Origin of the sequence: Paraburkholderia fungorum, from assembly GCF_046026025.1 — a bacterium.
In the GTDB taxonomy this organism is placed as follows: Bacteria; Pseudomonadota; Gammaproteobacteria; order Burkholderiales; family Burkholderiaceae; genus Paraburkholderia; species Paraburkholderia fungorum_E.
Map to the genome: position 1 here is coordinate 188,025 of NZ_JAQQFL010000002.1, position 26,582 is coordinate 214,606.

A 26,582-nucleotide genomic window follows, 5' to 3' on the forward strand; every position below is an offset into this window, starting at 1 on the left:
GCGGCTCTGTGACCACGTCCATCCTGCGTCCTGCGTCTTGCGTTCTGTATCAGGCCGCGCGCCGTGCGCCGCCCTGCCGCTGCGCGAGCATGAAGTCGGCGCAGCGTTCGCCGATCATGATGGTCGGCGCATTGGTATTGCCGCTCACAATCAGCGGCATGACCGAGGCGTCGGCGATACGCAGTCCTTCCAGTCCGCGCACCCGCAGGTCGGGTGAAACAACGGCAAGCCGATCGGTTCCCATCCGGCAAGTGCCGACCGGATGAAACACCGTTTTTGCCACCGAGCGCACGTAGTCCTCGTAGACCTGCTGCGGAATCGCGTCATCGTCGAGATTGGGCAGCATCAGCATGCCGTCGAGATGCCGTGCCAGCGAAGGCGCACGCATGATACGCCGGGCGAAACGCACGCCCGCCACCAGCACGCGCAGATCTTCGTCGTCGGAGAGGAAACCGGCGTCGAGCGCAAAGCCGTCGTGCGGATCGGCGCTGCGCAGGCGCAGCGTGCCGCGCGACTTCGGGCGCAGCGCGCACGGGTTCAGCGAAAGACCGTGGCCTTCGGGCGGCGCGCGGTCGACGTCGCCAACCAGCGTGGGCACGACGTGGAACTGCACGTCGGGACGCCCGCAGCCGGTTGCATCGACGAAAGCGCCGCTCTCGATCACGTTCGACGTGAGCAAGCCGCGCCGCGCGGCGACATACTGCAGCCCGTGCCGCAGCGCCTTCATGCCGCGATCATGGCCGAGCAGGCTCATCGGCTCGCGCGTGCGCGCATAGACCGACGCCGCGAGATGGTCCTGAAAGTTGCGCCCGACGCCGGGCAGATCGTGCCGCACGCCAAGTCCGAGATCGCGCAGATGCACGCCATCGCCAACGCCGGAATGCATCAGGATCTTCGGCGTGGCGAGCGCGCCCGCGCTCAGCACTATCTCTTCGCGGCAGCGGAATTCATGGCGGCTGCCGTCGTCGGCGCGCGCGACCACGCCCACTGCGCGGCGCCCTTCGAAGACGAGCCGCTCGACCTCCATGCCGGAGCGCACGCTGAGGTTGTGCCGCCCGCGCACGCGGCCGAGATAGGCCACGGCGGTACTGCAACGGCGCCCTGCGTCGGTCGTGGTCTGGTAGTAGCCGACACCCTGCTGGGCCGCGCCGTTGAAATCCTCCGTGTACGGCACGCCCGCTTCCATCGCCGCGTTCACGAACGCGACGCTCAGCGGATGGCGATGCGTCCCGTCGCTCACTTTCAGCGGCCCGTCGGTGCCATGCAGAGGCGCGCCCAAACGCCGGTTGCCCTCCGCGCGGCGGAATACCGGCAACACGTCGTCCCAACCCCACCCCTTCGCGCCCGCCGCGGCCCAATCGTCGTAGTCCTGCTGCTGGCCGCGAATGTAAATCATCGCGTTCACCGAACTGCCGCCGCCGAGCGTGCGCCCTTGCGGGATGAAGACCTCGCGGCCGTTGACGTGGGCCTGCGCGTCGGTACGGTACATCCACGTGCGGCGCGTGCCATGCACGCGAATGAAGGTGCCCGGAATGTGGATGAACGGATGGTTGTCGCGCGGACCGGCTTCGAGCAGCAGAACGCTGCAGCCCGCCTCGACGAGACGGCTTGCGACCGTGCAGCCGCCGGAACCGCCACCCGCCACGATATAGTCGAACGTCTCCATTGCCGTGCTCATCAGATGCCGATCTGGCTGACGAACTTCGGTTGCAGGTAGGCATCGAGCCCTTCGCTGCCGCCCTCGCTGCCGTAGCCGCTGTCCTTCCAGCCGCCGAACGGTGTTTCAGGCGCGGCGAGGCCGAAGTGGTTGATCGAGACCATGCCGCATTCGAGATCATCGGCGAGGCGCGTGGCCGTCGCGATCGAGCGCGTGAACGCAAACGCGGCCAGCCCATACGGTAACGCGTTGGCGCGCGCGATGACTTCGTCGAGCGTGTCGAAGCGCAGCACCGTCGCGATCGGGCCGAACGGTTCGTCACGCATCACGCGCGCATGGTCGGGCACGTCGACGAGGACGGTCGGCTGGAAGAAGAAGCCGTCTGTGCCCGCGACACGCCCGCCGCCCACGCGCACCGTCGCCCCGCATTCGCGCGCGTCGGCAACAAATGCGGCCATTGCGTCGACGCGGCGTGCGTGCGCAAGCGGGCCCATTTGCGTCTCAGCCGCCGCCCCCGCGCCGACCACGAGCCGCGCGGCCTGCTCGGAGAACGCGCTGACGAACGCGTCATGGACGCCGGACTGCACGAAGAAACGTGTCGGCGAGGCGCACACCTGGCCCGCATTGCGAAACTTCAGGCCCGCGCCAAGCGCGGCGGCCGCCGCGATGTCTGCGTCGTCACAAACGATAAACGGCGCATGGCCGCCGAGTTCGAGCGTGCAGCGCTTCAGATGCTGCGCGGCCAGCGCACCGAGTGAGCGGCCCACCGGCACCGAACCCGTGAACGACACCTTGCGGATCACCTCCGAGCGGATCAGGAACGACGAAACCTCGGCGGGCACGCCGAACAGCAGGTTCAGCACGCCGCCGGGCACACCTGCGTCATGAAACGCCCGGCACATTTCGATGCATGACGACGGCGTTTCCTCCGGTCCCTTCGCGATAATCGAACAACCGGCCGCGAGTGCGCCCGCGATCTTGCGCACCAGTTGCGAGACCGGAAAGTTCCATGGACTGAACGCCGCGACCGGCCCGACCGGTTCGCGCAGAACCATTTGACGCGCGCCGCGCTGGCGCGGCGGGATCACCCGGCCGTAAGCGCGCCGCCCTTCTTCGGCATACCAGTCGACGTGATCGCCCGCGCCGCCCGCCTCCACCCGCGCCTCCGCAAGCGGCTTGCCCTGCTCCTTCGTGATCAGTTGCGCGATCGTCTCAGCGCGCTCGCGCAGCAGATCGGCGGCCCGGCCCAGCACTTTCGCGCGCTCATACGCCGAGGTCTTGCGCCAGATCTCGAAGCCGCGCTGCGCCGCTTCGAGCGCGAGCGCCATGTCCTGCTCACTTGCGAGCGTGAATTCGCCTAGCGCCGCGCCGGTCGCGGGGTCTCGCACCGTTGCACGCTGCGCATGGGTGCCGGCGCGCCACGCGCCGTCGATCAGCAAAGGAGTATTCAAAATCATCTTGCGTCCTGGTTGCGGGGTCTTCCGACCGCCTTTCGTGAATCATTTGTTTTTTTGAACGAAACTTCGTTCTTTTCAACGACACATCCTAGACGCGTAATTCGAGCCATGTCAAGCACTTGCCACCAGGTGAAAATCCCGACGTCTTTTGTGAGCGCTAGCGCTTGACCGTCGCCTTGAATACGCTCTACGATTCTTTTCATCGAAAACATGTTCTTTTAATCGAAACAGCGTAGACACAGAAAACCGTGCTGTGCGCTGCCCCCACTTGCAGGAGACAAGCTCCAATGAACTACCAGGATCTGCTTCACAACTGGAACGACCTGCCGCGCGAAGTCGTGCGCAAGGGCGTGGAACGCGTCGGCTTCCGCGGCGGCGACGTCATGTGCGTGATGAACTGGCTGACGCCGGGCATGCAGGTGTTCCCGCACAGCCATACATTCGAGCAACTCGTGCTGATCGTGCAGGGCCACGTGCGCTTTCATCTCGCCGACGATGTGATCGAAGGCGGCCCCGGCACGATGATCCGCATCCCGCCGCACGTCATGCACTACGCGGAGCCGATCGGCGACGAAATCGTGCTGAATCTCGACGTGTTCGCGCCGCTACGCGAGGACTATCGTCATCTGGTCGAATACCAGGCCGGCGAGTTCGTCCGGTCACCCGCGCAGACAGGGGAATCGGTGTGAGCGCTGAAACGTTCCGCAGCCGCCTGCTCGCAGGTTCGCCGCTCGTCAGTTCGTTCATCAAGACGGGCCACTATCAGCCCGTGGAGGTGGCGGGCGCGGCGGGTCTCGACGCGGTCGTGATCGATGCGGAGCACGCTGCGTTCAGCGCCGCCGAGCTCGACGCCTGCCTGATGGCATGCCGCGCCGCGGGCGTGGCGGGTCTCGTGCGGGTGCCGGACACGCGCGCCGCCACGCTGCTGCAAGTGCTCGACATGGGCGCAGAAGGCGTTCTCGTGCCGCACGTGAAAAGCGCCGCGCAAGCCGCGGACATCGTCGCCTGCACGCGTTATACGCGCGGCGTGCGCGGCTTCTCGAACTCGGCGCGTGCGGGCGGCTACGGCGCCGTGCCGATGCGCGAGCACATCGCGCGGCAAGACGACACCGTCAGTGTGATCTGCCAGATCGAGGACGAAGAAGCGCTCGCGCACCTCGACGCCATCGCAGCCGTGGACGGCGTCGATTGCCTGTTCGTCGGGCGCGCCGACCTCTCCGTCTCGCTGCGCACGTTCGATCTCGACGATCCGGCCGTAGCCAACGCCACGCGCGCCGCACTTAACGCGGCCGGCGGCGCCGGCAAAGCCGGCGGTCTCTTTCTCGGCGATGTCGCGAGCGTGCCCGAATGGCGCGCCGCGGGCGCCTCGTTTTTTGTCATCGGCTCGGATCAGTCCATGATGCGCGCCGGCTGGCGTCAGGCCGCACAGGGCGTGCGCGCCGCACTCTGAAAGGAATTCCCATGAACGACACCACGCTTGAACTCGACACGGCCGAACAGGACGCACAAATCGACCGGCTCATGCAGGGCGCGATCGATCTGCATTGCCACAGCGGACCGTCCGTGATGGCCCGCTATCTGGACCACATCGAAGCGATCCGCGAAGCGTCCGCCTCCGGTCTCAAGGCCGTGCTGCTGAAGGACCACTACTACTCCTGCACGCCGGTTTCGTATCTGCTCAACAAGCATTTCGCCGATTCCGGCGTGCAGGTGCTCTCGGGCGTGCCGCTCAACAACGCGGTCGGCGGACTGAACGTGCATGCGGTCGAGCACGGCCTGAAGCTCGGCGCGAATCTCGTGTGGATGCCCACGTTCTCGTCGAAGAACCACATCGCGCATCATCATCAGGACAAGCAGTTCGACCAGAAATTTCCGCAAACGACGCAGCGCATGCTGGAGCCGATTCCGCTCACGGTGCTCGACGACGACGGCAAGCTCAAGGACGAAGTGCTCGCCATTCTCGACCTGGTCGCCCAGGCGGATGTCGTGCTCTCGGGCGGCCACCTCAACATCGCTGAGATCTTTCCGCTCTTCGAGGAAGCGCGCAAACGCGGCGTGAAGCGCCTGCTGGTCAATCACCCGACCTACGTCGTCGACGCCACACTCGATCACATGCGTCAGCTCGCGCGCGAAGGCGTCTTCATGGAGCACTCGATGTGCATGTGGGTGCCGGGCTCGAAGTTCAAGTTCTACGAACCTGAGTTTCTCGCTCAGGTGATCGAGGCGGGCACGGTGGATCTGACGATTCTCGGCTCCGATCTCGGACAGAAAGGCAACCCGACGATCGGCGACGGTTTCCGCAGCGTGATACGCACGGCGCTCGACATTGGCTACAGTGAGGCGGACATCCGTAAAATGACGTCAGGCAATGCCGCCCGGCTGATGGGAATCTGAGCCACGCCGGGCCACAACCGGAGAATCAATCGATGGCAACACAGAAAGCAGGCATTCAGGAAGCGAGCGAAGGTCCGGTCGTGCTGGAATCGGTCGGCATCGTATTCAGGCTGCTCGACGAGATGTCGTCGGCACGCCGGCCGATGGGCGTGACCGAGCTCGCGCAGATCGTCGAGGAACCGAAACCGCGCGTGTACCGGCACCTTGCTTCGCTGCGCCAGCTCGGCGTGGTGGAGCAGGATCCGGTCAGCGAGAAGTACCGGCTTGGCGCGCGGCTCGTGATTTATGGCGCGGCCGCCAGCGAGCAGTTCGACTTGCGCACGCTCGCCGACCCGTATCTCACGCAGATTCGCGACGCGACGGGCCAGACCGCCCTGCTTTCGGTTGCGACGAACGACACGGCGCTTGTCGTCGCGACGGTCGAGTCGAAAGCGAACGTATGCATCTCGGTGAAACCCGGCAATCGCGTGCAGCCGTATTGTTCGGCGCAGGGCCGCATCGTGCTCGCGTTCGCCGACGAAGCGAGCCAGCAGCGGGTGATGCGTCGCAAGATGCTGCCGCTTACGCGGAACACAATGACCGATCCTGCCGAGCTCGCCGCACGCCTGAAACTGATTCGCGCGCGCCTCTATGACGACGCGGACGGCGAAGTGACCTTCGGCATCAACGCGCTGTGCTGCCCGATCTTCGGCATGAACAACGTGGTGCTGGGAACAATCGGCATCGTGGGGTCAAGTGGCGAGGTCGTGTCGCCGCCGGACCCGACCATGCTGCAACACGTCCAGACCGCCGCCGCGGCGCTCAGCGCACGCATGAATGGCGATGCGTACGAGCACACGCTCGCGGCGCATCGCAAGAAAGGAAGCAAACCCAAAGCATGACAACCAATCGACTGGAGAGCCGCGTCGGCGCGCTCGCCCTGAAGAACCCGGTGATCTGCGGTGCCGGCGAACATACGATGACCGGCGACGCCATTCGCGCCGCACTGCGCCACGACGCGGGCGCGGTCGTCGCCAAATCGACGAACGAGTCGCAGCCCGCGAAGGATCAGCTCGACCGCACCGATTACGCGCTGCTCGACCAGCACTGGAATCCGGTGAAATGGCATGAGGCGGATTCGCAGGACGCCACGCTCTTTTGTCGCTCGGGCCTCCTGCAACGCGGCTTCGACGGCTGGATCGACGAGCTTGCCGGGCTCGATCGTGAAGCGCGCGCGAGCGACAGCTACGTGATTCCAAGCCTGATTCTGAGCGATCTCGAACAATGCGCGCGCTTCGCCACACAGATCGAACAGGCCGGGCTGCGTGTGCTCGAAGTGAACATCGGTGCGCCGCACGGCGAAGAAGCCGCGCAAGGCGCGATCCGGCTGGAGCGTGACGCCGAGCGCATCACACGCATCGTCGCGCGGCTGCGCGCGAGCACGGCACTGCCGCTCTGGATCAAGCTCACGGGCCAGAGCGAAGACGTTGCGGGCATCGCGGCTGCCGCGCAGGCGGGTGGCGCGGACGCCGTCATTCTGATGGGCCGCTTCATGGGCTTCCTGCCGGACCTCGACACGCAGCGCCCGGTGCTCGGCACGAACGCCGCAGTCGGCGGCGGCTGGGCGTTGCCGCTCACCGCGCGCTGGATCTCGCTCGCGCGCCGCCGCCTGGGCACGACATTTCCGCTCATCGCGACGAATGGTGCGCGCAATGGCCTCGATGTCGCGCGCTTCCTGCTAGCCGGCGCCGCAGCGACCGAAATGACGTCGGCGGTGCTCACTCGCGGCTACGCGGCGCTGAGCGATGCCGTCGCCGAACTCGACGCTTACCTCGGCGCGCGTGGACAGCGCGTCGAACAGATACTCGGACTTGCCGCCGATTGCGTTGAAACGTATCAACAGCAAACGAGCCGCCCCGGACACTGGACGCAATTCTCACCCGCCACCGACTGATTCGCCGCTGATCCAAGTTGATCCCTCATTTGAGGGGTCATCGTTATTCCTATATTTCGTATTCCTACATTAATAAAAATCGCAGGAGACAAATGAAACGCTTCGTCCCACTACTCGCGCTGCCATTCCTCGTCGCATCGAATGCGCATGCCCAATCGTCGGTCACCATGTACGGCCTTGTCGATACCTTCGTGCAATACGTGAACACGGGCAAAGGTTATACCGCCGCAATGAACAGCAGCGGCCAATACGGCACACGCATCGGTTTTCGCGGATCGGAGGATATTGGCGGCGGCAACAAGATCGATTTCACGCTGGAAAATGGCTTCAATTCGAACGACGGCACATTCGCCACGCCAGGTTCGATGTTCAACCGCCAGGCGTGGATCGGCGCTTCGGGAAACTGGGGGAGCGTGCGTGCCGGGCGGCAGAATTCGCTGCTGTTCCTCAATGAGGGCCGCCTCGACGCGTTCGGCGGCGCGACCCAGGCCTCCGGCATCGATAATCTGAGTGTGTACACCTACCGCACGAGCAACACCGTCTCGTACTTCTCGCCGAAAATCGCCGGCTTTCAGGCGAGTGGCTATCTTGGCCTCGGCGATGCCGGCGGCTTTCGCTCAGGCGGATCGAACTACCAGTTCGCGCTGACCTATGACAACCGGGCGATCTCGGCGGTGTACGCCACGCAGGGCGTTCGCAATGCCACGGCGACCAGCACCGAGCGCTCCACCTTTGCCGGCGGCTCGTACGACTTCGGTGCGGTGCGGCTCTATGCCGGCTACGCCTCGGCCAGTTGGGACGATCTGCGCATCGATATCCGCAGCTACGAAGTCTCGGGACGCTGGAGTTTCTCGCCGTTCGCGTATGTCGCGCTGGGCTATACGTTCTTGCAGGACCGTAACGGGAGTAACGACGCGGCTCAGTACAGCGCGATGTTCAACTACTCGCTTTCCAAGCGCACGAGCATTTACACAGCGCTCTCGTGGCTCGACAATCGAGGCACCGCGCAATATCGTCTGGCCGGCGCCGCCAATGCGGGGCTTGCGCTTGCGTACCCGGGTGCGGCGGCCAAGGGCGTGCAGGTTGGAATCGTTCAGGCGTTTTAGACCGTGTTAGCCGTCCGGCACGGAGCGACCAGGTCTGATGTGGCGATTACCGTAGACATACCGAGACTGAGTTCATCAGCATCTCGCTGCTTCCACAACGGGAGCATCGAATCGTACCGGCCGATGACCGGGGTCTCCCCGCAGTCATTAGCCGATCGTCGTAACGGAAACTTATAGCATCAGTCGACGTTACGACTGCGAACGGAAAAACAGGAGCTCCCGGAACCACTCGGGAGCAGCCTGAATTACTCCCACTCGATCGTTGCCGGCGGTTTCCCCGAGATGTCATAAACCACCCGGTTAATCCCGCGCACTTCATTGATGATGCGGTTCGACACATGCCCCAGCAACTCGTGCGGCAGGTGCGCCCAATGCGCGGTCATGAAGTCGAGCGTCTGCACAGCGCGCAGCGCCACGACATACTCATAAGTCCGGCCGTCGCCCATCACGCCCACGCTCTTCACCGGCAGGAACACCGCAAACGCCTGGCTCGTCAGGTCGTACCATGACTTGCCCGTTTCCTTGTCGATAAACGTACGCAGCGTCTCGATGAAAATCGCGTCCGCGCGACGCAGCAGATCCGCGAAATCGCGGCGCACTTCGCCGAGAATTCGCACGCCCAGACCCGGGCCCGGGAACGGATGGCGGTACACCATCGCCGGCGGCAAACCGAGCTTCACGCCAAGTTCACGCACCTCGTCCTTGAACAGTTCGCGCAGCGGCTCAAGCAGCTTCAGATTCAGCGTCTCAGGCAGACCACCCACGTTGTGGTGACTCTTGATGGTCTGCGTCGCCTTCTTGCCCTTGCCAGCCGATTCGATCACGTCCGGATAGATCGTGCCTTGCGCGAGCCACTTCGCGTCGGTCAGCTTGTTCGCTTCGGTCTGGAACACCTCGACGAATTCCGCGCCGATGATCTTGCGCTTCGCTTCCGGGTCGGTCACGCCGGCCAGCTTCGACAGGAACACGTCGCTCGCGTCGACGTGGATCACCTTGACGCCGAGGTTCTCAGCGAAAGTCGCCATCACCTGCTCGGCTTCGTTCAACCGCAGGAGGCCGTGATCGACGAACACGCAGGTGAGCTGGTCGCCGATCGCGCGATGCAGCAGCGCCGCCGCCACCGACGAATCCACGCCACCCGACAAGCCCAGAATCACGTGCTCGTTGCCGACCTGCTCGCGAATCTTCGCGACGGCTTCATCGATGTAATGGCCCATTTCCCAGTCGGGGTTCGCACCGCAAATCTGCAGCACGAAGCGTTCGAGCATCGCACGGCCCTGCACGGTGTGCGTCACTTCCGGGTGCCATTGCAAACCGTAGAAATGACGCGCTTCGTCGGCCATCGCCGCGATCGGGCACGATTCCGTCGAAGCCATCAACTGGAAGCCCGCGGGCATTTCCAGCACCTTGTCGCCGTGGCTCATCCACACCTTCAGCATGCCGTGACCTTCCGGCGTGGTGAAGTCGCTGATGCCTTCGAGCAGGCTCGTATGGTTGCGCGCCCGCACTTCGGCGTAGCCGAATTCACGCAGGTGGCCAATATCGACCTTGCCGCCGAGCTGCTCGGCCATTGCCTGCATGCCGTAGCAAATGCCCAGCACGGGCACGCCGAGTTCGAACACCACTTGCGGCACACGGGGTGCATCGGTTTCGGTGACCGAGCTCGGGCCGCCGGAGAGGATCACGCCCTTCGGCGCGAAATCGCGAATGAACGACGCGTCGACGTCGTGGGGATGAATTTCCGAATACACGTTGGCTTCGCGAACGCGACGTGCAATCAGTTGGGTGACTTGCGAACCGAAGTCGAGGATCAGGATCTTGTCATGCATGGCAGCGGACGGAGTCAAAAGTGAACGGATACGGGATACCGCGCAAGTAGCGCGGCGTTGAATTCAAAGCGGTCCACGTGGGGACGATCGAACATGAAGCGTAACGATGAAGCGTCTGGTATCGGCCGGCGCCGCAGGCACTCACCTGTGGCACGCACGTACGGAATCCGGTAGCTTCGGCTGGCGTTCTGGCGCTTGGCGCGTCAGCCATGAAACGGCGGCCGGGGCGCACCGGGTGCGTCGGCGGCGGCGTTACGGGCTTCGTCGCGCGCGGCACGTTCAGACGCCGTCAGGCCCGGCTCGTCGACCACCGGATCGAACGGCGCAGCCGAAACAGGACTCACAGGCCGTGTGACCGGCATAACGGGCTCGACAACCGGCTCGGCGCGATAGACGGGTTCCGCTGTCACGCGAGCGGCGTCACGCCTGTTGGCAGCGTCTTTAGCGACATCTTTCGCAGCCTGCTTTTCGGCACGCTCGGCGGCCGCGGCTTCAACCAGCCGCAGCTTTTCGCGCCGCCGCACCGCGCCCGACAGGCGCACACCGCCAAGACCCACGACCAGCAGCACCACCCCGGTCAGCACCGCGATGATCTGCCCGAAACCGGTCAGCGCCGGCGTATGCAGCCCGAGCAGCCAGACCAGCATCAGCACGCCAGTCAGCCAGTTCACGTGGCCGACGACCTTGGCGACCGTCGACGTGAGCGAACCGTCGATCGACGCGTGCAAAGCGAGCCACGCGAGTCCGATCAGCGCCACGCCAAACCCCTGGCCGACCAGAGCCGGCTGGGTTTGCACCAGAAGCAGCGCGTTGTACAACGAAGTCCACGGCGTCAGCAGAAACAGCAGGCCGAACGCAAACAGCAACAACGCATCGAGGATGAGTACAGCGCGCAGCAATGGCTTCATTGGCGTTTAGTCCACGTGGTAGTTGGGCGCTTCCTTGGTGATCTGCACGTCATGCACGTGCGACTCGCGCAAGCCCGCGCCCGTGATCTGGACGAACTCGGCCTTGTCGTTCATCTCCGCGATCGTGCGGCAGCCGCAGTAGCCCATGCTGGCGCGCACGCCGCCGATCAGCTGGAACAGGATCGCGTTGACCGAGCCCTTGTAGGCGACGCGGCCTTCGATGCCTTCCGGCACCAGCTTGTCGATGTTCGCGGAGTTGTCCTGGAAGTAGCGGTCTGCAGCGCCGTCCTTCATCGCGCCGACCGAGCCCATGCCACGGTACGACTTGTACTGGCGGCCCTGGAACAGGAACACGTCGCCCGGCGCTTCTTCGGTGCCGGCGAACATGCTGCCCATCATCACGGAATTCGCACCGGCGGCCAGCGCCTTGCTGACGTCGCCCGAGAAACGCACGCCGCCGTCGGCAATGACCGGCACGCCCGTGCCCTTCAGCGCTTCCGACACGTTCGAGATCGCGGTGACCTGCGGCACGCCCACGCCGGCGACGATCCGCGTCGTGCAGATCGAGCCCGGGCCGATACCGACCTTCACGCCGTCTGCACCGTATTCGACCAGCGCCTTGGCCGCCGCCGCGGTGGCGATGTTGCCGCCAATCACCTCGACGTGCGGGAACTTCTGCTTGACCCAGCGGACGCGCTCGAGCACGCCCTTGCTGTGGCCGTGCGCCGTATCGACGACGATCACGTCCACGCCGGCCTGCACCAGCAGTTCCACGCGTTCTTCGTTGTCTTCGCCCACGCCGACCGCGGCGCCTGCGCGCAGCTTGCCGTGTTCGTCTTTACACGCGTCCGGGTGTTCGGTTTGCTTGGTGATGTCTTTTACCGTCATCAGGCCGCGCAGTTCGAATGCGTCGTTGATGACCAGCACGCGTTCGAGGCGGTGGCTGTGCATCAGCGCCTTGGCTTCGGCGAGCGGCGTGCCTTCCTTGACGGTGACGAGGCGCTCGCGCGGCGTCATGATGTTGCGCACCGGCTCGTCCAGACGTTCTTCGAAACGCAAGTCGCGGTTCGTGACGATGCCGACCAGTTGCGCGCCTTCGACGACCGGGAAGCCCGAAATGCCATGCTGGCGCGACAGCGCGATGACGTCGCGCACCTTCATTTGCGGCGGCACGGTGATCGGATCGCGCACGACGCCCGACTCAAAGCGCTTGACCTTGGCAACTTCACGCGCCTGTTCGGCCGGCGTGAGATTCTTGTGGATGATGCCCACGCCACCCATTTGCGCCATCGCGATCGCGAGACGGGCTTCGGTGACCGTATCCATGGCGGCGGACACGAGCGGCATATTCAGGGAGATGTTGCGGGTCAGCCGGGTCTTGAGGCTGGTGTCGCGCGGCAAAACATCAGAAAAGGCCGGGACGAGGAGCACGTCATCGAACGTGAGTGCTGTTTGGATCAGACGCATGGCAAATCCTATAGGCGCAAAAGCGAATTATACGCGATACCTCCCCGGTTTTCACTGCACTAACAGCAGCTTAGCGAATTTCGGGAGATTTTTTTCACGACTTTGCACCCTTCGATTTCGCTTCCGCGTTCGCCTCGGGTTCGATCCGGTTTCGTTTGCGCGTTCGGGCGCATGGAGGCGCCAGCTGGTTCGAACGCGGACAATCCGGGCGGCATCCAGGCTGCCCGGCCCCTGCGGGAACCTTAAAAGGCGCCTGAAAACGTGGGATACAACCGCTGGAATGCAGAATCAAACAAGACACCTGGGCCGCCAAACGGCTATTCTGCCGACCATTCCAGTTTTCTTGCAGGGGCAGTCGATGCAGCGCGGTGTGGCATATGGAGTAATGGCCGGGGCCTTATGGGGTATGGTGTTTCTGGTGCCGCGCGTGCTGCCCGATTTTTCGCCGCTGCTGCTCTCCACGGGCCGCTACACGATGTATGGCATCGTCTCGCTGGCCGCCGCGCTGCCAATGGCGCGCTCGCTCGTCAAACGCCTGACCCGCGAGGATGTCGGCGCCCTGGTCAAACTGGCGTTGGCCGGCAACCTGCTCTACTACCTGCTGCTGACCGCCGCGGTCCATATGATCGGCATCGCGCCGGCGTCCCTCATCGTCGGCGTGCTGCCGGTCACGGTGACACTGCTCGGCCGGCGCGATCACGGCGCCGTGCCGCTCGCCCGCCTCGTCTGGCCGCTTTCGCTGGTGGTGGCCGGCATCGCCTGCATCAACGTCGACGTCTTCACGGTTGCGGACAGCACACCGGTCAGTATCGCGACGAAACTCCTCGGCCTCGCCTGCGCGGCCGGCGCGCTTGCCTGCTGGACCTGGTTCGCGGTCGAAAACTCACGCTATCTGCAGCGTCAGACGCATTTCAGTGGCAACGAGTGGTCGGTGCTGTGGGGGGTGGTGACCGGCGCGCTTGGGGCGGCTTTGTGGCTATTGGTCGCCGCCGTGCCGTCTGGCGCCCTGCAAGGGCCGCTCGGCGACGCGCGCTGGCATAGCTTCTGGATGCTGAATCTGGGCCTCGCAGTCGGCGCCTCGTGGCTCGGCAACGGGCTGTGGAATGCGGCGTCGAAACGGCTGCCGCTCACCCTGTCTGGCCAGATGATCGTGTTCGAGACGCTCTTCGCGCTGCTCTACGCGTTCATCTACGACCAGCGCCTGCCACGCCCGCTGGAAACCGCGGCGATCCTGCTACTGGTGGCAGGGGTATGCTGGTCGGTGCGCCAGCATGCGGACGACGGCACATCCGGCGCGACTTCGATCGAGGAAAAGGCGCAACCGGCGGCGCACTAAGGCACAAACCGCGCTAGCGCGGCAAACATAGCAAACATAACAAACGCAGCAAGCGCCCTAACGCGAATCCTTGTTCTGCCAGCGGCGCCCTTCGATCGAACCCGCCTTGCGGGTCTTCTCGACGCGCCTTTGCCGCGAGAGCTTCGGATCCACCAGCAGAGGCCGGTAAATCTCGACGCGATCGTGGTCGGCGAGCACCGTATCCAATGGTCTGGGCTTGCCGAACACGCCGACTTTCTGTGTGCCCAGATCGATCTGAGGGTAACGCTGCAAGATGCCGCTTGCGTCGAGCGCCTGCTGCAGCGTGGCGCCTTGCGGCAGTTCCACGGCGATCAGCGTCTGCTCGTTGGCGAGCGCGTAGCAGACTTCAATCGACAAGCGCGCGCTCATGCCTTACCGTAGCGCTGATCGGCGCGCTTCACGAACGATTCGACGAAGGTGTTGGCGATGTGGCTAAACACCGGTCCAATGATCTTCTCGAGAATGATGTTGGTGAATTCGTAGTGCAACGCGAATTCGATCTTGCAGGCATCCGCGCGCAACGGCGTGAAACGCCAGAAGCCGGTGAATTTGCGAACCGGGCCGTCAGCGAACTCCATATCGATGCGCGTGGGCCGCTCCATGCTGTTGCGCGTGGCGAAATGCTGCTTGATGCCCTTGAAGTTGATATCGATCTTCGCCTCCATGCCGGTTTCGTCCTGGCGGCGGATTTCGACACCCCCGCACCAGGGCAGGAAGTTGGGGTAATCGGCGACGTCGGTAACGAGGTCGAACATCTGTTCCGCCGAATGGCGGATCAACACGGTTTTCTGGACATCTGCCATAAATTGAACAGCGCGTGGCAAGGGTGGACAAGCGCCGCGGGCTTTCCTTGCCCCGCTTTGCTAAAATCGTGATTTTAAACGAGTTGGGCACTTTCCATTCATGAGCATCATTGACAACAGAAAAGCCTTCTACGACTACTCGGTCGAAGAACGCTATGAAGCGGGGCTCGTGCTCGAGGGATGGGAGGTCAAAGCCCTGCGCGCCGGGCGTGGCCAGATCAAGGAAGGCTACGTGGTCATCAAGAATAACGAACTGTTCCTGATCGGCACGCACATCAGCCCGCTGCCCGAGGCCTCGACCCACATCAATCCGGACCCGGTGCGCACGCGCAAGCTACTGCTGCACAGCGAGGAAATCAGCAAACTGATCGGCAAAGTCGAGCAGCGTGGCTATACGCTCGTCCCGCTAAACTTCCACTACAAGGGCGGCCGGGTCAAATGCGAGATCGGGCTGGCCAAGGGCAAGAAGCAGCACGACAAGCGCGAGACTGAAAAGAAGCGCGACTGGGAGCGCGAGAAGGCGCGCCTGATGCGTTCGCCGTCGTGATCGTGGCGATTCAACAAAAAATGGCCCGCTTTTTATGCGGGCCATTTTTTTGGACAGAAAAAACCTGAATCAGCGGACTTCCGTCGCGCCCTTCCCCTTGTTCACGATCGTCAGCGCCGAGGCGATCATCGAACTCATATCCGCGAGGTTGCCCGGCACGATCAGCGTGGTGCCCTGCTTCGCCAGGTTACCGAAGGCGTTCACGTACTGCTCGGCCACCTTCAGGTTCACGGCTTCCATCCCGCCGTTCGACTGGATTGCCGCAGCGATCTTCTGAATCGCCTGCGAGTTAGCCTCGGCCACCGCCAGAATCGCCGCGGCCTGACCCTGCGCCTGATTGATCGCCGCCTGCCGCTCGCCTTCGGACTTCTGGATCGACGCCTCGCGCCCGCCGGATGCGATGTTGATCTGCTCCTGCTTACGCCCTTCGGATGCCGCGATCAGCGCGCGCTTCTCGCGCTCGGCGGTGATTTGCGCCTGCATGGCGTGAAGAATTTCCTTGGGCGGCGTCAGGTCCTTGATCTCATAGCGCAGCACCTTGACGCCCCAGTTCGCCGCCGCTTGATCGAGCGACGACACGATGCTGTGATTGATGAAATCGCGCTCTTCGAAAGTCTTGTCGAGTTCGAGTTTGCCGATCACCGAACGCAGCGTGGTCTGCGACAACTGCGTAATCGCGAACACAAAGTTGCTCGAACCATACGACGCCTTCATCGGGTCGGTGACCTGGAAATACAGCACGCCATCCACCTGCAACTGCGTGTTGTCGCGCGTAATACACACCTGGCTCGGCACTTCGAGCGGGATTTCCTTGAGGATGTGCTTGTACGCGATCCGGTCGACGAACGGAAACGCGAAGCTCAAGCCCGGCGTCAACGTGCGGTGATAGCGGCCAAGCCGCTCCAGCACCCACGCATGCTGCTGAGGCACGATCTTGAGTGTCTGTGCCGCGAGCACGATCACGATAAGCAGAAGCACCGCCGCGACGATGGTTGAATCCATGACTGACCTCCGGTCCGTAGTTCGAATTGTTGTGCCTGGTTCCGTGCACGCGTTGATGTGAGCGTTGGTGTGCGCTCAGTTCACGGTGGCCCCGGTTTTCGCCTGCCGGCTCGCCACGACGACAAGGCAACTGCCGCGCATCTCCACGATTTCATAGAGCTGCGCATCTTCGGGCTCGCCGGCGGCCAGTTCGACGTCCCACGCAGCTCCGCGATAATTGGCGCGCGCCCGGTGCTCATGCCATGCCGGCACGTTCAACGTTTGGCCAATATCCAGATTGACGTCCGGGTTTTTCGACGCCTCCTTGCGCGTTCTGCGGCCAAAGCTCGATCGTCTCAGCAACAGGACTGCCGCCAGCGCCACAACGGCCGCAATCGCAAACTGCAGGTCGGCAGCAGCGCCCGCGATATGGGCAATGGCTGCCGCCACGCAACCCAAAGCGATCATCAGCAAATAGAACGTACCGCTGATCAACTCGAGCACGACAAGCACACCCGCCCCGATCCACCAGAACAATCCACCTGGCGCCATGTTGAATCTCCACAAAGCAAAACACCCCGGATCTACCGGGGTGTTTATAGCACGAAGCGGGTGCATATTACCGGTCGGTGCAGCACGCTTTTACGTGCTTTTGATGTACCGCACCACCCTTTATGCACACTGCTTATTGGGCACCTGCCCCGCGCTTATTTGCTTTGCTTGCTGGCCTTGATTACTTCACCAGCGACTTCGCCAACTGCTGCCACGTCTCGATGATCGAATCCGGGTTCAGCGAGATCGACTTGATGCCTTCATCGGTCAGCCATTGCGCGAAGTCCGGGTGATCCGACGGGCCCTGCCCGCAGATACCGACGTACTTGTTCAGTCGCAGACACGTATCGATCGCGCGCTTCAACAGGAACTTCACCGCCGGGTCGCGTTCATCGAAATCGACTGCCAGCAGTTCCATGCCCGAGTCGCGGTCAAGGCCGAGCGTGAGCTGCGTCAGGTCGTTCGAACCGATCGAGAAACCGTCGAAGAATTGCAGGAATTCCTCGGCGAGAATCGCGTTCGACGGCACTTCGCACATCATGATCAGGCGCAGATTCTTCTCACCGCGCTTCAGGCCGAACTTCTCCAGCAACCCGACCACGCGCTCCGCCTGCTTCAGCGTACGCACGAACGGCACCATGATCTCGACGTTGTCGAGGCCCATCTCTTCGCGCACCTTCTTCAGCGCGATGCATTCCATCTGGAACGCTTCGGCGAAGTCGTCAGCGATGTAACGCGATGCGCCACGGAAGCCCAGCATCGGGTTTTCTTCGTCCGGCTCGTAACGCGAACCGCCGATCAGCTTCTTGTACTCGTTCGACTTGAAGTCCGACAGACGCACGATCACGGGCTTCGGATAAAACGCCGCCGCGATCGTGGCGATGCCTTCGGTCAGCTTGTCGACGTAGAACGCGCGCGGCGATGCATGGCCACGCGCCACGCTTTCCACGGCCTTCTTCAGGTCCTGATCGATGTTCGGGTACTCGAGAATCGCTTTCGGGTGAACGCCGATGTTGTTGTTGATGATGAATTCCAGCCGTGCCAGACCCACGCCTGCGTTCGGCAGTTGCGAGAAGTCGAAGGCGAGCTGCGGGTTGCCGACGTTCATCATGATCTTCACCGGAATCGCCGGCAGTTCGCCGCGCTGCACTTCGGTGATTTCGGTTTCGAGCAGGCCGTCGTAGATCTTGCCTTCGTCGCCTTCGGCGCACGACACGGTCACAAGCGCCCCTTCCTTCAGCACGTCGGTCGCATCGCCGCAGCCGACCACGGCCGGCACGCCCAGCTCACGCGCGATAATCGCCGCGTGACAGGTACGGCCGCCACGGTTCGTGACAATTGCCGCCGCGCGCTTCATTACCGGCTCCCAGTTCGGGTCGGTCATGTCGGCCACCAGCACGTCGCCCGGCTGCACACGGTCCATTTCCGACGGATCGTGGATCACGCGCACCGGACCCGCGCCGATCTTCTGGCCGATTGCACGGCCGGTCGCCAGCACGTTCGATTGGCCCTTCAGCTTGAAGCGTTGCTCCGCCTTGCCCGCGGCCTGGCTCTTCACCGTTTCCGGACGTGCCTGCAGAATGAAGATCTTGCCGTCGCGGCCGTCCTTGCCCCACTCGATGTCCATCGGACGCTCGTAGTGCTTTTCGATAATGACGGCGTATTTCGCGAGTTCGATCACGTCTTCGTCCGTGATCGAGAAACGGTTGCGCTGCTCGTGCGCGACGTCGACGGTCTTCACGCGGCCTTGCTCACCGGCCTTGGTGAATTCCATCTTGATCAGCTTCGAGCCGATCGAGCGGCGAATGATCGGGTACTTGCCTTGGGCAAGCGTGGTCTTGAAGACGTAGAACTCGTCCGGATTCACGGCGCCCTGCACGACCGTTTCGCCCAGGCCGTAGCTCGACGTGATGAAAACAGCGTCTTTGAAGCCGGATTCCGTGTCCAGCGTGAACATCACGCCTGCCGCACCGACGTCCGAGCGCACCATGCGCTGCACGCCCGCCGACAACGCGACTTCAGCATGGGTGAAACCTTTGTGGACGCGATAGGAGATAGCACGGTCGTTATACAACGACGCGAACACGTGCTTCATGCGATCGAGCACCTCGTCGATGCCGACCACGTTGAGGTAGCTTTCCTGCTGACCCGCGAACGATGCGTCCGGCAAGTCTTCTGCCGTTGCCGACGAACGCACGGCAAACGACAACTCTTCAGGCGAGCTGTTTTGCAGGGTGTCGAAACCTGCGCGGATATCCGCTTCGAGACGCGATTGCATCGGGGCGTCGACGATCCATTGACGGATCTCCTTGCCCGCTTCGGCAAGCGCCTTCACGTCGTCGACGTCGAGCGTTTCGAGACGTTTGGCAATGCGTTCGGTCAGATTGTTGTGCTGCAAGAAGTCGCGGAAAGCCAGTGCCGTGGTGGCGAAGCCAGTCGGCACGCGAACACCCGCGCCGGCGAGTTGACTGATCATCTCGCCCAGCGATGCGTTCTTGCCGCCGACAATCTCCACATCGGTCATCCGCAACTGCTCAAACGGAACTACATACGCCTCTTCCTTTGCGACGGTAACTGCGTTAGTCATACAAGCCCCTAAGTGTGAAAGAAATTCACGGCTGTGCAAGTGGGCTTGAACGCGAGACGCTCGTTGGAAGCGTGAGCTCGCGTCTTGCACAACCTGTTGGAGAAGCAATCGCTGCAAACGGCCGCGAGAGCCAATGAGCGCCGGATGCACGACGTAGAAAGCGGATGGGCGAAATTGCCGATCGATCCACCCTATTCGTCGCAAGTTACCGGCTGAAAGCGCGGCGTTGACCGACCGTTCGCGGTGAGTTAGACGCCAATCGCCTGCAATTGCTTATCCAACAGGTTGCCGCTATTCTACCGTGCCGACTCTCAAAATGTGACAGTCGGACGAGAATTGCGCCTCGAATCGCGCCCCGGACCGGCTGACGGGCTTTTGCGAAGCTCTCGCGAGGCCCGCCGCCATCCGGACGCAATTGCGGTGCCCACGGCGCGCTGACATGACGCCGCTGCAATTTCCGGCTAGCCACCGTGCAGCGACGTCGATGCAGCGATGTTTCATTCGAGCGCTTTTTCCCGCTCACGTTCCCCAGCCCCACTGATGCCGCCCACCGTATTCATCGTCTCCGACGGTACCGGGATCACTGCCGAAACCTTCGCGCATTCGATCCTCTCCCAGTTCGACCAGAAATTCCGCCTGGTTCGCGTGCCCTTCGTCGACTCGACGGAAAAAGCCTACGTCACGCTAGAAAAGATCAACGAAGCGACCCAGCAGGACGGCCGCCGTCCGATCGTCTTTACGACGCTGGTGGACAGCGCCTCGAACCAGATCGTCAAAGGCTCGAATGCGCTCGTGCTGGACATGTTCCAGACCTTCGTCGAGCCGCTCGAGCAGGAACTGGAGCTCAAGTCGAGCCACGCGATGGGCCGCGGCCACCAGAACGCCGATACCGAGGAATACAAGAACCGGATCGAGGCAATCAATTTTTCGCTCGCCCACGACGACGGTCAATCCAACCGCAATCTGGCCGACGCAGACGTGATTCTGGTCGGCGTATCGCGCAGCGGCAAGACGCCGACGAGCCTGTACCTCGCCATGCAGTATGGCGTGAAAGCGGCCAATTACCCGCTGATTCCGGAAGACTTCGAACGTGGCAAGCTACCTACGCCGCTATTGGCGCATCGGCAGAAGATGTTTGGTTTGTCGATCGATCCGCAGCGGCTGTCGGAGATTCGTAACGAGCGCCGGCCGGGCAGCAAGTACGCCGCGCCGGAAAATTGCCGCTACGAAATCAATGAAGCCGAAGCGATGATGCGGCGCGAAGGGGTCAAGTGGCTGTCGTCGACGCATAAGTCGATCGAAGAGATCGCGACGACGATCCTGCAGGAGATCAAGCTGGACCGGCCGGCTTATTGAGCGTGGCCGCTGAGCGGCACGCTGTTTTACTTACGCGCATGGCACTGAGGTGATCGCGGCGGTCACCTCAGCACCACGGTCAGTGCAGGCTCACGCGCGGCGCTGCTGGCGGCACTGTTCGAAGACACAAACCGCCGCCGCGGCCGCCACATTGAGCGATTCCATGCCACCCGGCTGAGGAATCGTCACCCGCAAGGAAACGGCATCGCGCCAGGTCTGCGACACGCCCGCGCCTTCGTTGCCGAACACCCATGCGAGCGGTCCGCTCAGATCGCAGTCGTAGATCGCCTCGGCGCCGTGCGAGTCCGTAATGACGACGGGTACCGCGAGGCGCTCGATCAGGCTCTGCGCTTCGACGTCCTCGTGGATTTGCAGCAGGAAATGTGCGCCCATACCCGAGCGCAATACCTTCGACGACCACGCGTACGCGGTGCCCGGTGCGCAAAACACCTGTTGAATACCAGCGGCCGCCGCGCTGCGCAGAATCGACCCGACGTTACCGGCGTCCTGCACGCCATCGAGTACGAGGCAGGTTTCTCCGACCTTCTCCGGCAGCGGCGTGTCGAGCTTTTCAACCAGCAGCAGAATCCCGACACCGTGCACGACGTTCGACACCTGGCCGAACAACGCGTCGGGCAGCGTGACGATACGATGCTCGTCGATGCGCGACACGATCGCCTGCGCTTCGTCGTGGCGCAGCGCGCCCTCGGTGACGATGCACATTTCCGGCTGCCCGGCGACGTCGAGATAGGCGCTCGCGAGATGGAACCCTTCGAGCAGTGCATGGCCGCTGCGGCGTTGCTGATGCGTCGAGCCGGCCAGTGCCTTGAGGCGCTTGTAGAGCGGATTGTCCCGCGAGGTGATGGCTTTCACAGGCAGCGAAGACAGTGAGAATGGAAAATGAATGGGCGACGCGCCGGGTCACACGTGGCGCTCAGGCGCCGCCGCGCTCGCCGAAGGCGTCGTCGTCGAGCATTGCGCCGGTAAGCGTTCCGGACATGACGATTACGTCGGCCGCCGGCAGCTTCAATGCCGCGCCAAAACGCTGATGCGCTTCGCGCACTGGCGCGAACGAGCGCCGATGATGCTCACAGGGCCCATGTTCACGCAGCGCCGCGAGATGCTGCGGCGTGCCATATCCGGCGTGCGCGTCAAAGCCGTAGACCGGATAGGTTTGATGCAATTCGAGCAGCATCCGGTCGCGCGTGACCTTGGCGAGAATCGACGCCGCCGAAATGCTCTTGACCAGTGCATCGCCGCCGATCACCGCCTCGCTGCGAATGCTCAGCGTCGGGCAGCGGTTGCCGTCGATTTTTACGAGTGTCGGCACGACTGACAGACCTTCGACCGCCCGTTTCATCGCCAGCATGGTGGCGTGCAGGATGTTGAGCCTGTCGATTTCTTCGACAGTGGCCAACGCTACGCAGTAAGCCAACGCCCGCTCGACGATCTTGTCGTACAGTTCGTCGCGCTTTCTGGCGGTGAGCGCTTTGGAATCGTCGAGTCCGCGAATCATCGGTTTCGACGGATCGAAAATCACCGCCGCAGCGACCACGGGGCCGGCCAGCGGCCCGCGCCCGGCTTCGTCGACGCCGCAGACGATGTCATCCGGTGTCTCGAAGTCCAGACCAACCTGCCGCGCCGCCGCGCCTGCAGCGCTCGCAGTCTTGCGGCGTGGTGCGCGCGCGGTGGTCACGGCAGCGCCCTGCGCTTCTCGACGACGCTTGCCACCACTTCCGCCGCACGCTGCGCGGTGTTCTGCCTCAGCACGTGATGCATCTCCGTGAAGATTTCCGTCAGCGTGCGCCGGTTAGCTTCGTCGCGCAACTGTTTCAGCGTGGCCTCGGCAAGCGCCTGAGGTGTGGCGAAATGCTGCAAAATTTCCGGCACGACGAAACGCCCCGCCAGAATATTCGGCAAGCCGACGTACGGCAGATAGCCCTGGCGGCGCATGATCTGGCCGGTTAGCCAGGGCACCTTGTATGAAATCACCATCGGCTTTTTCAGCAACGCGGCTTCAAGCGTCACCGTACCGCTCTTGACGAGAATCGCATCGGCCGCCGTCATGGCGAGTTGCGACTGGCCGTCGGTAATGGTCAGCGCGAGCCCGGGATGCGCATCAACCAGCGGCCGCAGCATTTCGCGCAGCACGGGCGTGGCCGCCGGCATCACGAAACGCAAGCCAGGCTCCTGGTGCTGCATCATCTCCATCGCGGCAAAGAACGTCGGACCGATCAGGTCGATCTCCGAGCGCCGACTGCCCGGCAGCACCGCGATGATCGGGCCACTTTCAGCGAGGCCGAGCGCGCGGCGCGCACCAAGCGTATCGGGTTCGATCGGAATCTCGTCAGCGAGCGGATGGCCCACGTAGGACGCCGCGACACCCGCCTTTTCCAGCAGTGCCGTTTCGAACGGGAACACGCAGAGCATGTGGTCGACCGCCTTGGCGATCTTCTTGATGCGGCCGCCCCGCCACGCCCAGATAGACGGGCAGACAAAGTGAACGGTCGGAATACCCGCCTCGCGCAACGAATGCTCGAGGCCGAAGTTGAAATCGGGTGCGTCCACGCCGACGAACACCGACGGCGGCTCGGCCAGCAACTGGCGCTTCAGTTCGTTGCGGATGGCGAGGATCCCGGGAATATGCCGCAGTACTTCGACATAGCCGCGCACCGCCAGCTTTTCCAACGGCCAGTGGGCGTCGAAGCCCGTGGCGATCATGCGTGGACCGCCGATCCCATAGTACTGGGTGGCGGCAGGCAGATGGCTCGCGAGGCCATCGAGCAGCGACGCCGCCAGCAGATCGCCGGACGGCTCGCCGGCGACCATCGCCACGCGCAGCGGACTTGGGTTGAGCGCCATCGCTTAGCGGATGATGCCGCGTTGCGACGCTTCGACAAACGCGAGCAGCGTTTGTACCGGCTCATCGCCATCGCCACCCGCGGACGCGAGTTCGCGCAACTGCACCTTCGCCTCTTCCAGCGACAGGCCGTTCTTGTACAGCAAGCGGTACGCCGAGCGCAGCGCGGAGATCGCGTCCGGCGAAAAACCGCGGCGGCGCAGACCTTCGACATTGATACCGTGCGGCTCGGCCTTGTTGCCCGCGGCAATCACGAACGGCGGGACGTCCTGTACGAGTGCCGAAGCGCCGCCCAGCATTGAATGCGCGCCGATACGCACGAATTGGTGCACACCCGACATGCCGCCGACGATGGCGTGGTCGCCAATGGTCACGTGGCCCGCCATCTGCGCATTACTCGACAGAATGACGTTGTTGCCGACATGGCAATCGTGCCCGACGTGCACGTAGGCCATGATCCAGTTGTCGTCGCCGAGCGTCGTGACGCCCGAGTCCTGCACCGTGCCGGTGTGGATCGTGGTGAACTCACGGATGGTGTTGCGGCTGCCGATCACGAGCCGGGTCGGCTCGTCTTTGTACTTCATATCCTGCGGACGGCCGCCGACCGATGCGTAGTGGCCGATCCGGTTGTCTTCACCGAGCGTGGTGTGACCTTCGATCACGCTATGCGAACCGACCGTGGTCCGTGCGCCGATCGTCACATGCGCGCCGATGACGGCATACGGTCCGATTTCGACGGATTCGTCGAGTTGCGCGCCTGGTTCGACGATCGCAGTGGGATGAATCCTGCTCATGCGTCCTCGCTTCTGATTCTGTTGCGTTGTCCGGATGGACGTAGCCGGAGCCTGCAGGGCTCAGGGTAAGCCGCTGACTGCCCGGACACCTTTAAGCGTCTTTGTCCGTGTGCCGTACCGCGCACATCAGGTCGGCTTCCGCCGCCACGGCACCATCCACTTCGGCGCGCGCCTTGAACTTCCAGATGCCGCGCATATGACGCTCGAACGTGCAGTTCAGGATCAGCTGATCGCCCGGTTCCACCACCCGCTTGAAACGCGCATTGTCGATGCCCACGAACAGATACAGCGTGTTCGACGGATCGCTCGGCTCTTCCGAAAACGTCAGCAAGGCTGCCGTTTGCGCGAGCGCTTCGAGGATCAGCACGCCGGGCATCACCGGACGCGTCGGGAAGTGGCCCTGGAAATACGGCTCATTGATCGACACGTTCTTCAACGCTTTGATGCTCTTATGCGGCTCAAGTTCGAGCACCCGGTCGACCAGCAGGATCGGGTAGCGATGTGGCAGCAGCGTGAGAATCTTATGAATGTCGAGATTGATTTTTTCGGTGCTCATGGTGTTTCTACTCACGCATTAACTGCGCGATGATGACTGCGAATGCTGGTGCAGGTGGGTTGGTAACGCATGCTGCCGGCGCTTGCCAGGACCCGGCGGCCATGCCACCCGGTCACGGCAACCGACTTTGCTTCCTGATGCTTGCCCGCTATTTTACGCGGTGCCGGCGGGTTGCCCCGCGGATTGTCCTGCAAGGTGTTGGCCAGCGGGGTTGGCGAACGGGTTGAGTCGGAAATCTCAGGTTTGGTCGCCCGCGGAATTGCTGGCTGTGTCGGCTGGCTTGCCTGCCGACGCAGCATTTTCGAGCGCCTTGATACGGTCACGGAGTTTGTCGATGTTACGCAGCAAAGCGGCGCTCTTGTTCCAGTCTGCGTGGTTCACCGCGGGGAACGCGCTGGTGTAGATGCCAGCTTTCAACAACGACTTCGACACGCCGGACTTCGCCGTGACGATCACATAGTCAGCCAGCGTCACGTGACCGGCGATCCCAACCGCGCCGCCAATCATGCAGTGGCGGCCGATGGTGGTGCTGCCCGCGATACCCGCGCAACCCGCGATCACCGTATAGGCGCCCACCTTGCAGTTGTGACCGATCTGCACGAGGTTGTCGATCTTCACGCTTTCTTCGATGATCGTGTCGGCCATCGCGCCACGGTCGATCGTCGTGTTCGCACCGATTTCGACGTCTGCCGCGATCGACACACCGCCGACCTGCGGAATCTTTACCCAGCCGCCGGTACGCGCATCGCCTTCGCCCACGAAATCCGGTGCGAAACCAAAGCCGTCCGAGCCGATCACTGCACCGGCGTGCACAATCACGCGCTCAGCGAGCTTGCAGCCGTAATACACCGCGACATTCGGATACAGATGCGAGCCCGCGCCGATCCGCGTGCCGCGGCCGATCACTACGTTGGCATCCAGGCGCACGTTTTCGCCGATCACCGCGCCCGCTTCCACCGTGACATTCGGGCCGATCACCGCGCTCGCGGCAATTTGCGCGGAAGGGTCGATGGTCGCGCTCGGATGCACGCCAGGAACCGGCTTAGGCGCGGCCATATCGATGAAAGTCTGCGCGACGCGCGCGAAGTAAGCGTACGGATTCGGCGTGACGATGAAATTACGCGCGGCATGCAAATGACTTTCGGGGGAACCGAGCTTCGCGAGGTCGTCGGCATTGATCAACACCGCGCCTGCGCGGGTCGTCTCGACCTGCGACAGGTACTTCGGGTTGGCGAGGAACGCCAGTTGGTCCGGGCCTGCCTGGTCGAGCGGCGCCAGACTGCCGACGCGCTGCGAACCATCTCCGACTACTTCACCGCCGAACCGTTTGACGATGTCCTCGAGCGTAAATGCCATGCCTATCCTGTCTCCTGTGTCGATCAGAGTTGGCGCTTTAGCGCCTACTCTGGTCCCATGCAAGCTTGCTGCCGCCAATCAG

The 26,582-nt window shown here is 63.1% G+C and carries 25 protein-coding genes; 9 read left to right on the forward strand and 16 right to left on the reverse strand.

What is annotated here, in order from left to right; translation table 11 throughout:
• Positions 1-49 precede the first annotated feature (49 nt).
• Positions 50-1,666: a GMC family oxidoreductase gene (locus PQR67_RS02985; protein WP_408454240.1), complete on the reverse strand. Its 1,617-nt coding sequence runs from the start codon at positions 1,664-1,666 to the stop codon at positions 50-52.
• Positions 1,667-1,677: 11 nt separating this feature from the next.
• Positions 1,678-3,114, reverse strand: coding sequence for an NAD-dependent succinate-semialdehyde dehydrogenase (locus PQR67_RS02990; protein WP_408454243.1), 1,437 nt, complete (start codon positions 3,112-3,114; stop codon positions 1,678-1,680).
• Between the two features lie 287 nt (positions 3,115-3,401).
• Here PQR67_RS02990 and PQR67_RS02995 point away from each other — a divergent pair, with 287 nt between their 5' ends.
• The 6 genes from PQR67_RS02995 (at position 3,402) to PQR67_RS03020 (ending at position 8,547) form a co-directional block, all read left to right on the forward strand.
• On the forward strand, positions 3,402-3,803 hold the full coding sequence (locus tag PQR67_RS02995) for an AraC family ligand binding domain-containing protein (RefSeq protein ID WP_408454246.1): 402 nt from the start codon (positions 3,402-3,404) through the stop codon (positions 3,801-3,803).
• Entirely contained in the window at positions 3,800-4,564 is a 765-nt protein-coding gene (locus tag PQR67_RS03000; protein WP_408454249.1) for an HpcH/HpaI aldolase family protein, read from the forward strand. Before PQR67_RS02995 ends, PQR67_RS03000 begins: the two co-directional genes overlap by 4 nt.
• Positions 4,565-4,575: 11 nt before the next feature.
• Complete coding sequence (locus tag PQR67_RS03005) at positions 4,576-5,508, forward strand: DUF6282 family protein (RefSeq protein ID WP_408454252.1); 933 nt, start codon at positions 4,576-4,578, stop codon at positions 5,506-5,508.
• A gap of 32 nt (positions 5,509-5,540) precedes the next feature.
• Positions 5,541-6,389, forward strand: coding sequence for an IclR family transcriptional regulator (locus tag PQR67_RS03010; protein ID WP_408454255.1), 849 nt, complete (start codon positions 5,541-5,543; stop codon positions 6,387-6,389).
• Entirely contained in the window at positions 6,386-7,441 is a 1,056-nt protein-coding gene (locus tag PQR67_RS03015) for a beta/alpha barrel domain-containing protein (RefSeq protein ID WP_408454258.1), read from the forward strand. The genes PQR67_RS03010 and PQR67_RS03015 overlap by 4 nt, the downstream gene beginning before the upstream one ends.
• Positions 7,442-7,533: 92 nt before the next feature.
• The gene (locus tag PQR67_RS03020; protein ID WP_408454261.1) at positions 7,534-8,547 is read left to right on the forward strand and encodes a porin; all 1,014 of its coding nucleotides are present in this window, start codon (positions 7,534-7,536) and stop codon (positions 8,545-8,547) included.
• Positions 8,548-8,792: 245 nt separating this feature from the next.
• Here PQR67_RS03020 and guaA read toward each other — a convergent pair whose 3' ends face one another.
• The 3 genes from guaA to guaB form a co-directional block, all read right to left on the reverse strand.
• Positions 8,793-10,376 (reverse strand): glutamine-hydrolyzing GMP synthase, encoded by a 1,584-nt coding sequence (gene guaA / locus PQR67_RS03025; protein WP_408454264.1) that lies wholly within the window; start codon positions 10,374-10,376, stop codon positions 8,793-8,795.
• Positions 10,377-10,579: 203 nt separating this feature from the next.
• Positions 10,580-11,284 carry a hypothetical protein gene (locus PQR67_RS03030; RefSeq protein ID WP_408454267.1) on the reverse strand — a complete coding sequence of 235 codons (705 nt, stop codon included), beginning with the start codon at positions 11,282-11,284 and terminating at the stop codon, positions 10,580-10,582.
• Positions 11,285-11,290: 6 nt separating this feature from the next.
• A complete protein-coding gene (guaB, locus tag PQR67_RS03035) occupies positions 11,291-12,751 on the reverse strand; it encodes an IMP dehydrogenase (protein WP_408454270.1) in 1,461 nt (486 codons plus the stop codon).
• 358 nt (positions 12,752-13,109) lie between these two features.
• Between guaB and PQR67_RS03040 the strand changes: the two genes are divergently transcribed.
• Positions 13,110-14,087, forward strand: a complete 978-nt coding sequence (locus tag PQR67_RS03040) for a DMT family transporter (protein ID WP_408454812.1) — start codon at positions 13,110-13,112, stop codon at positions 14,085-14,087.
• Between the two features lie 57 nt (positions 14,088-14,144).
• On the opposite strand, the gene PQR67_RS03045 is transcribed toward PQR67_RS03040, so the two are convergent.
• Together PQR67_RS03045 and PQR67_RS03050 are read right to left on the reverse strand one after the other, a co-directional pair.
• Entirely contained in the window at positions 14,145-14,477 is a 333-nt protein-coding gene (locus PQR67_RS03045; RefSeq protein ID WP_408454274.1) for an RnfH family protein, read from the reverse strand.
• Positions 14,474-14,911: a type II toxin-antitoxin system RatA family toxin gene (locus tag PQR67_RS03050; RefSeq protein ID WP_408454277.1), complete on the reverse strand. Its 438-nt coding sequence runs from the start codon at positions 14,909-14,911 to the stop codon at positions 14,474-14,476. Before PQR67_RS03050 ends, PQR67_RS03045 begins: the two co-directional genes overlap by 4 nt.
• A gap of 100 nt (positions 14,912-15,011) precedes the next feature.
• On the opposite strand from PQR67_RS03050, the gene smpB reads away from it, so the two are divergent.
• Positions 15,012-15,458, forward strand: a complete 447-nt coding sequence (gene smpB, locus PQR67_RS03055) for an SsrA-binding protein SmpB (protein ID WP_042323149.1) — start codon at positions 15,012-15,014, stop codon at positions 15,456-15,458.
• Between the two features lie 69 nt (positions 15,459-15,527).
• Here the strand turns inward: smpB and PQR67_RS03060 are convergent, their stop codons facing one another.
• The 3 genes from PQR67_RS03060 to ppsA form a co-directional block, all read right to left on the reverse strand.
• Positions 15,528-16,460 (reverse strand): SPFH domain-containing protein, encoded by a 933-nt coding sequence (locus tag PQR67_RS03060; RefSeq protein ID WP_408454280.1) that lies wholly within the window; start codon positions 16,458-16,460, stop codon positions 15,528-15,530.
• A 75-nt stretch (positions 16,461-16,535) separates the two neighbouring features.
• Entirely contained in the window at positions 16,536-16,991 is a 456-nt protein-coding gene (locus PQR67_RS03065) for an NfeD family protein (RefSeq protein WP_408454283.1), read from the reverse strand.
• Between the two features lie 181 nt (positions 16,992-17,172).
• The gene (gene ppsA / locus PQR67_RS03070; RefSeq protein ID WP_408454286.1) at positions 17,173-19,578 is read right to left on the reverse strand and encodes a phosphoenolpyruvate synthase; all 2,406 of its coding nucleotides are present in this window, start codon (positions 19,576-19,578) and stop codon (positions 17,173-17,175) included.
• A 540-nt stretch (positions 19,579-20,118) separates the two neighbouring features.
• Here ppsA and ppsR point away from each other — a divergent pair.
• Positions 20,119-20,934, forward strand: a complete 816-nt coding sequence (gene ppsR / locus PQR67_RS03075; protein ID WP_120348175.1) for a posphoenolpyruvate synthetase regulatory kinase/phosphorylase PpsR — start codon at positions 20,119-20,121, stop codon at positions 20,932-20,934.
• A gap of 90 nt (positions 20,935-21,024) precedes the next feature.
• On the opposite strand, the gene PQR67_RS03080 is transcribed toward ppsR, so the two are convergent.
• The 6 genes from PQR67_RS03080 to lpxD all read right to left on the reverse strand — a co-directional run bounded on the left by PQR67_RS03080 (position 21,025) and on the right by lpxD (position 26,500).
• Positions 21,025-21,807: a TrmH family RNA methyltransferase gene (locus PQR67_RS03080; RefSeq protein WP_408454291.1), complete on the reverse strand. Its 783-nt coding sequence runs from the start codon at positions 21,805-21,807 to the stop codon at positions 21,025-21,027.
• 61 nt (positions 21,808-21,868) lie between these two features.
• Positions 21,869-22,630 (reverse strand): ribonuclease HII, encoded by a 762-nt coding sequence (gene rnhB / locus PQR67_RS03085; protein ID WP_408454294.1) that lies wholly within the window; start codon positions 22,628-22,630, stop codon positions 21,869-21,871.
• Positions 22,627-23,796: a lipid-A-disaccharide synthase gene (gene lpxB / locus PQR67_RS03090; RefSeq protein ID WP_408454297.1), complete on the reverse strand. Its 1,170-nt coding sequence runs from the start codon at positions 23,794-23,796 to the stop codon at positions 22,627-22,629. Before lpxB ends, rnhB begins: the two co-directional genes overlap by 4 nt.
• 3 nt (positions 23,797-23,799) lie before the next feature.
• On the reverse strand, positions 23,800-24,588 hold the full coding sequence (gene lpxA / locus PQR67_RS03095; RefSeq protein ID WP_408454300.1) for an acyl-ACP--UDP-N-acetylglucosamine O-acyltransferase: 789 nt from the start codon (positions 24,586-24,588) through the stop codon (positions 23,800-23,802).
• A gap of 91 nt (positions 24,589-24,679) precedes the next feature.
• Entirely contained in the window at positions 24,680-25,144 is a 465-nt protein-coding gene (gene fabZ / locus PQR67_RS03100) for a 3-hydroxyacyl-ACP dehydratase FabZ (RefSeq protein ID WP_020065638.1), read from the reverse strand.
• A gap of 237 nt (positions 25,145-25,381) precedes the next feature.
• Positions 25,382-26,500, reverse strand: coding sequence for a UDP-3-O-(3-hydroxymyristoyl)glucosamine N-acyltransferase (gene lpxD, locus PQR67_RS03105; protein ID WP_408454303.1), 1,119 nt, complete (start codon positions 26,498-26,500; stop codon positions 25,382-25,384).
• Positions 26,501-26,582 lie beyond the last annotated feature (82 nt).

Bases quoted from the DNA above. Each gene is read 5' to 3' on its own strand.
- PQR67_RS02985 (WP_408454240.1), bottom strand. From the start codon at position 1,666: ATGGAGACGTTCGACTATATCGTGGCGGGTGGCGGTTCCGGCGGCTGC.
- PQR67_RS02990 (WP_408454243.1), bottom strand. From the start codon at position 3,114: ATGATTTTGAATACTCCTTTGCTGATCGACGGCGCGTGGCGCGCCGGC.
- PQR67_RS02995 (WP_408454246.1), top strand. From the start codon at position 3,402: ATGAACTACCAGGATCTGCTTCACAACTGGAACGACCTGCCGCGCGAA.
- PQR67_RS03005 (WP_408454252.1), top strand. From the start codon at position 4,576: ATGAACGACACCACGCTTGAACTCGACACGGCCGAACAGGACGCACAA.
- PQR67_RS03010 (WP_408454255.1), top strand. From the start codon at position 5,541: ATGGCAACACAGAAAGCAGGCATTCAGGAAGCGAGCGAAGGTCCGGTC.
- PQR67_RS03015 (WP_408454258.1), top strand. From the start codon at position 6,386: ATGACAACCAATCGACTGGAGAGCCGCGTCGGCGCGCTCGCCCTGAAG.
- PQR67_RS03020 (WP_408454261.1), top strand. From the start codon at position 7,534: ATGAAACGCTTCGTCCCACTACTCGCGCTGCCATTCCTCGTCGCATCG.
- guaA (WP_408454264.1), bottom strand. From the start codon at position 10,376: ATGCATGACAAGATCCTGATCCTCGACTTCGGTTCGCAAGTCACCCAA.
- PQR67_RS03030 (WP_408454267.1), bottom strand. From the start codon at position 11,284: ATGAAGCCATTGCTGCGCGCTGTACTCATCCTCGATGCGTTGTTGCTG.
- guaB (WP_408454270.1), bottom strand. From the start codon at position 12,751: ATGCGTCTGATCCAAACAGCACTCACGTTCGATGACGTGCTCCTCGTC.
- PQR67_RS03040 (WP_408454812.1), top strand. From the start codon at position 13,110: ATGCAGCGCGGTGTGGCATATGGAGTAATGGCCGGGGCCTTATGGGGT.
- PQR67_RS03045 (WP_408454274.1), bottom strand. From the start codon at position 14,477: ATGAGCGCGCGCTTGTCGATTGAAGTCTGCTACGCGCTCGCCAACGAG.
- PQR67_RS03050 (WP_408454277.1), bottom strand. From the start codon at position 14,911: ATGGCAGATGTCCAGAAAACCGTGTTGATCCGCCATTCGGCGGAACAG.
- smpB (WP_042323149.1), top strand. From the start codon at position 15,012: ATGAGCATCATTGACAACAGAAAAGCCTTCTACGACTACTCGGTCGAA.
- PQR67_RS03060 (WP_408454280.1), bottom strand. From the start codon at position 16,460: ATGGATTCAACCATCGTCGCGGCGGTGCTTCTGCTTATCGTGATCGTG.
- PQR67_RS03065 (WP_408454283.1), bottom strand. From the start codon at position 16,991: ATGGCGCCAGGTGGATTGTTCTGGTGGATCGGGGCGGGTGTGCTTGTC.
- ppsA (WP_408454286.1), bottom strand. From the start codon at position 19,578: ATGACTAACGCAGTTACCGTCGCAAAGGAAGAGGCGTATGTAGTTCCG.
- ppsR (WP_120348175.1), top strand. From the start codon at position 20,119: ATGCCGCCCACCGTATTCATCGTCTCCGACGGTACCGGGATCACTGCC.
- lpxB (WP_408454297.1), bottom strand. From the start codon at position 23,796: ATGGCGCTCAACCCAAGTCCGCTGCGCGTGGCGATGGTCGCCGGCGAG.
- lpxA (WP_408454300.1), bottom strand. From the start codon at position 24,588: ATGAGCAGGATTCATCCCACTGCGATCGTCGAACCAGGCGCGCAACTC.
- fabZ (WP_020065638.1), bottom strand. From the start codon at position 25,144: ATGAGCACCGAAAAAATCAATCTCGACATTCATAAGATTCTCACGCTG.
- lpxD (WP_408454303.1), bottom strand. From the start codon at position 26,500: ATGGCATTTACGCTCGAGGACATCGTCAAACGGTTCGGCGGTGAAGTA.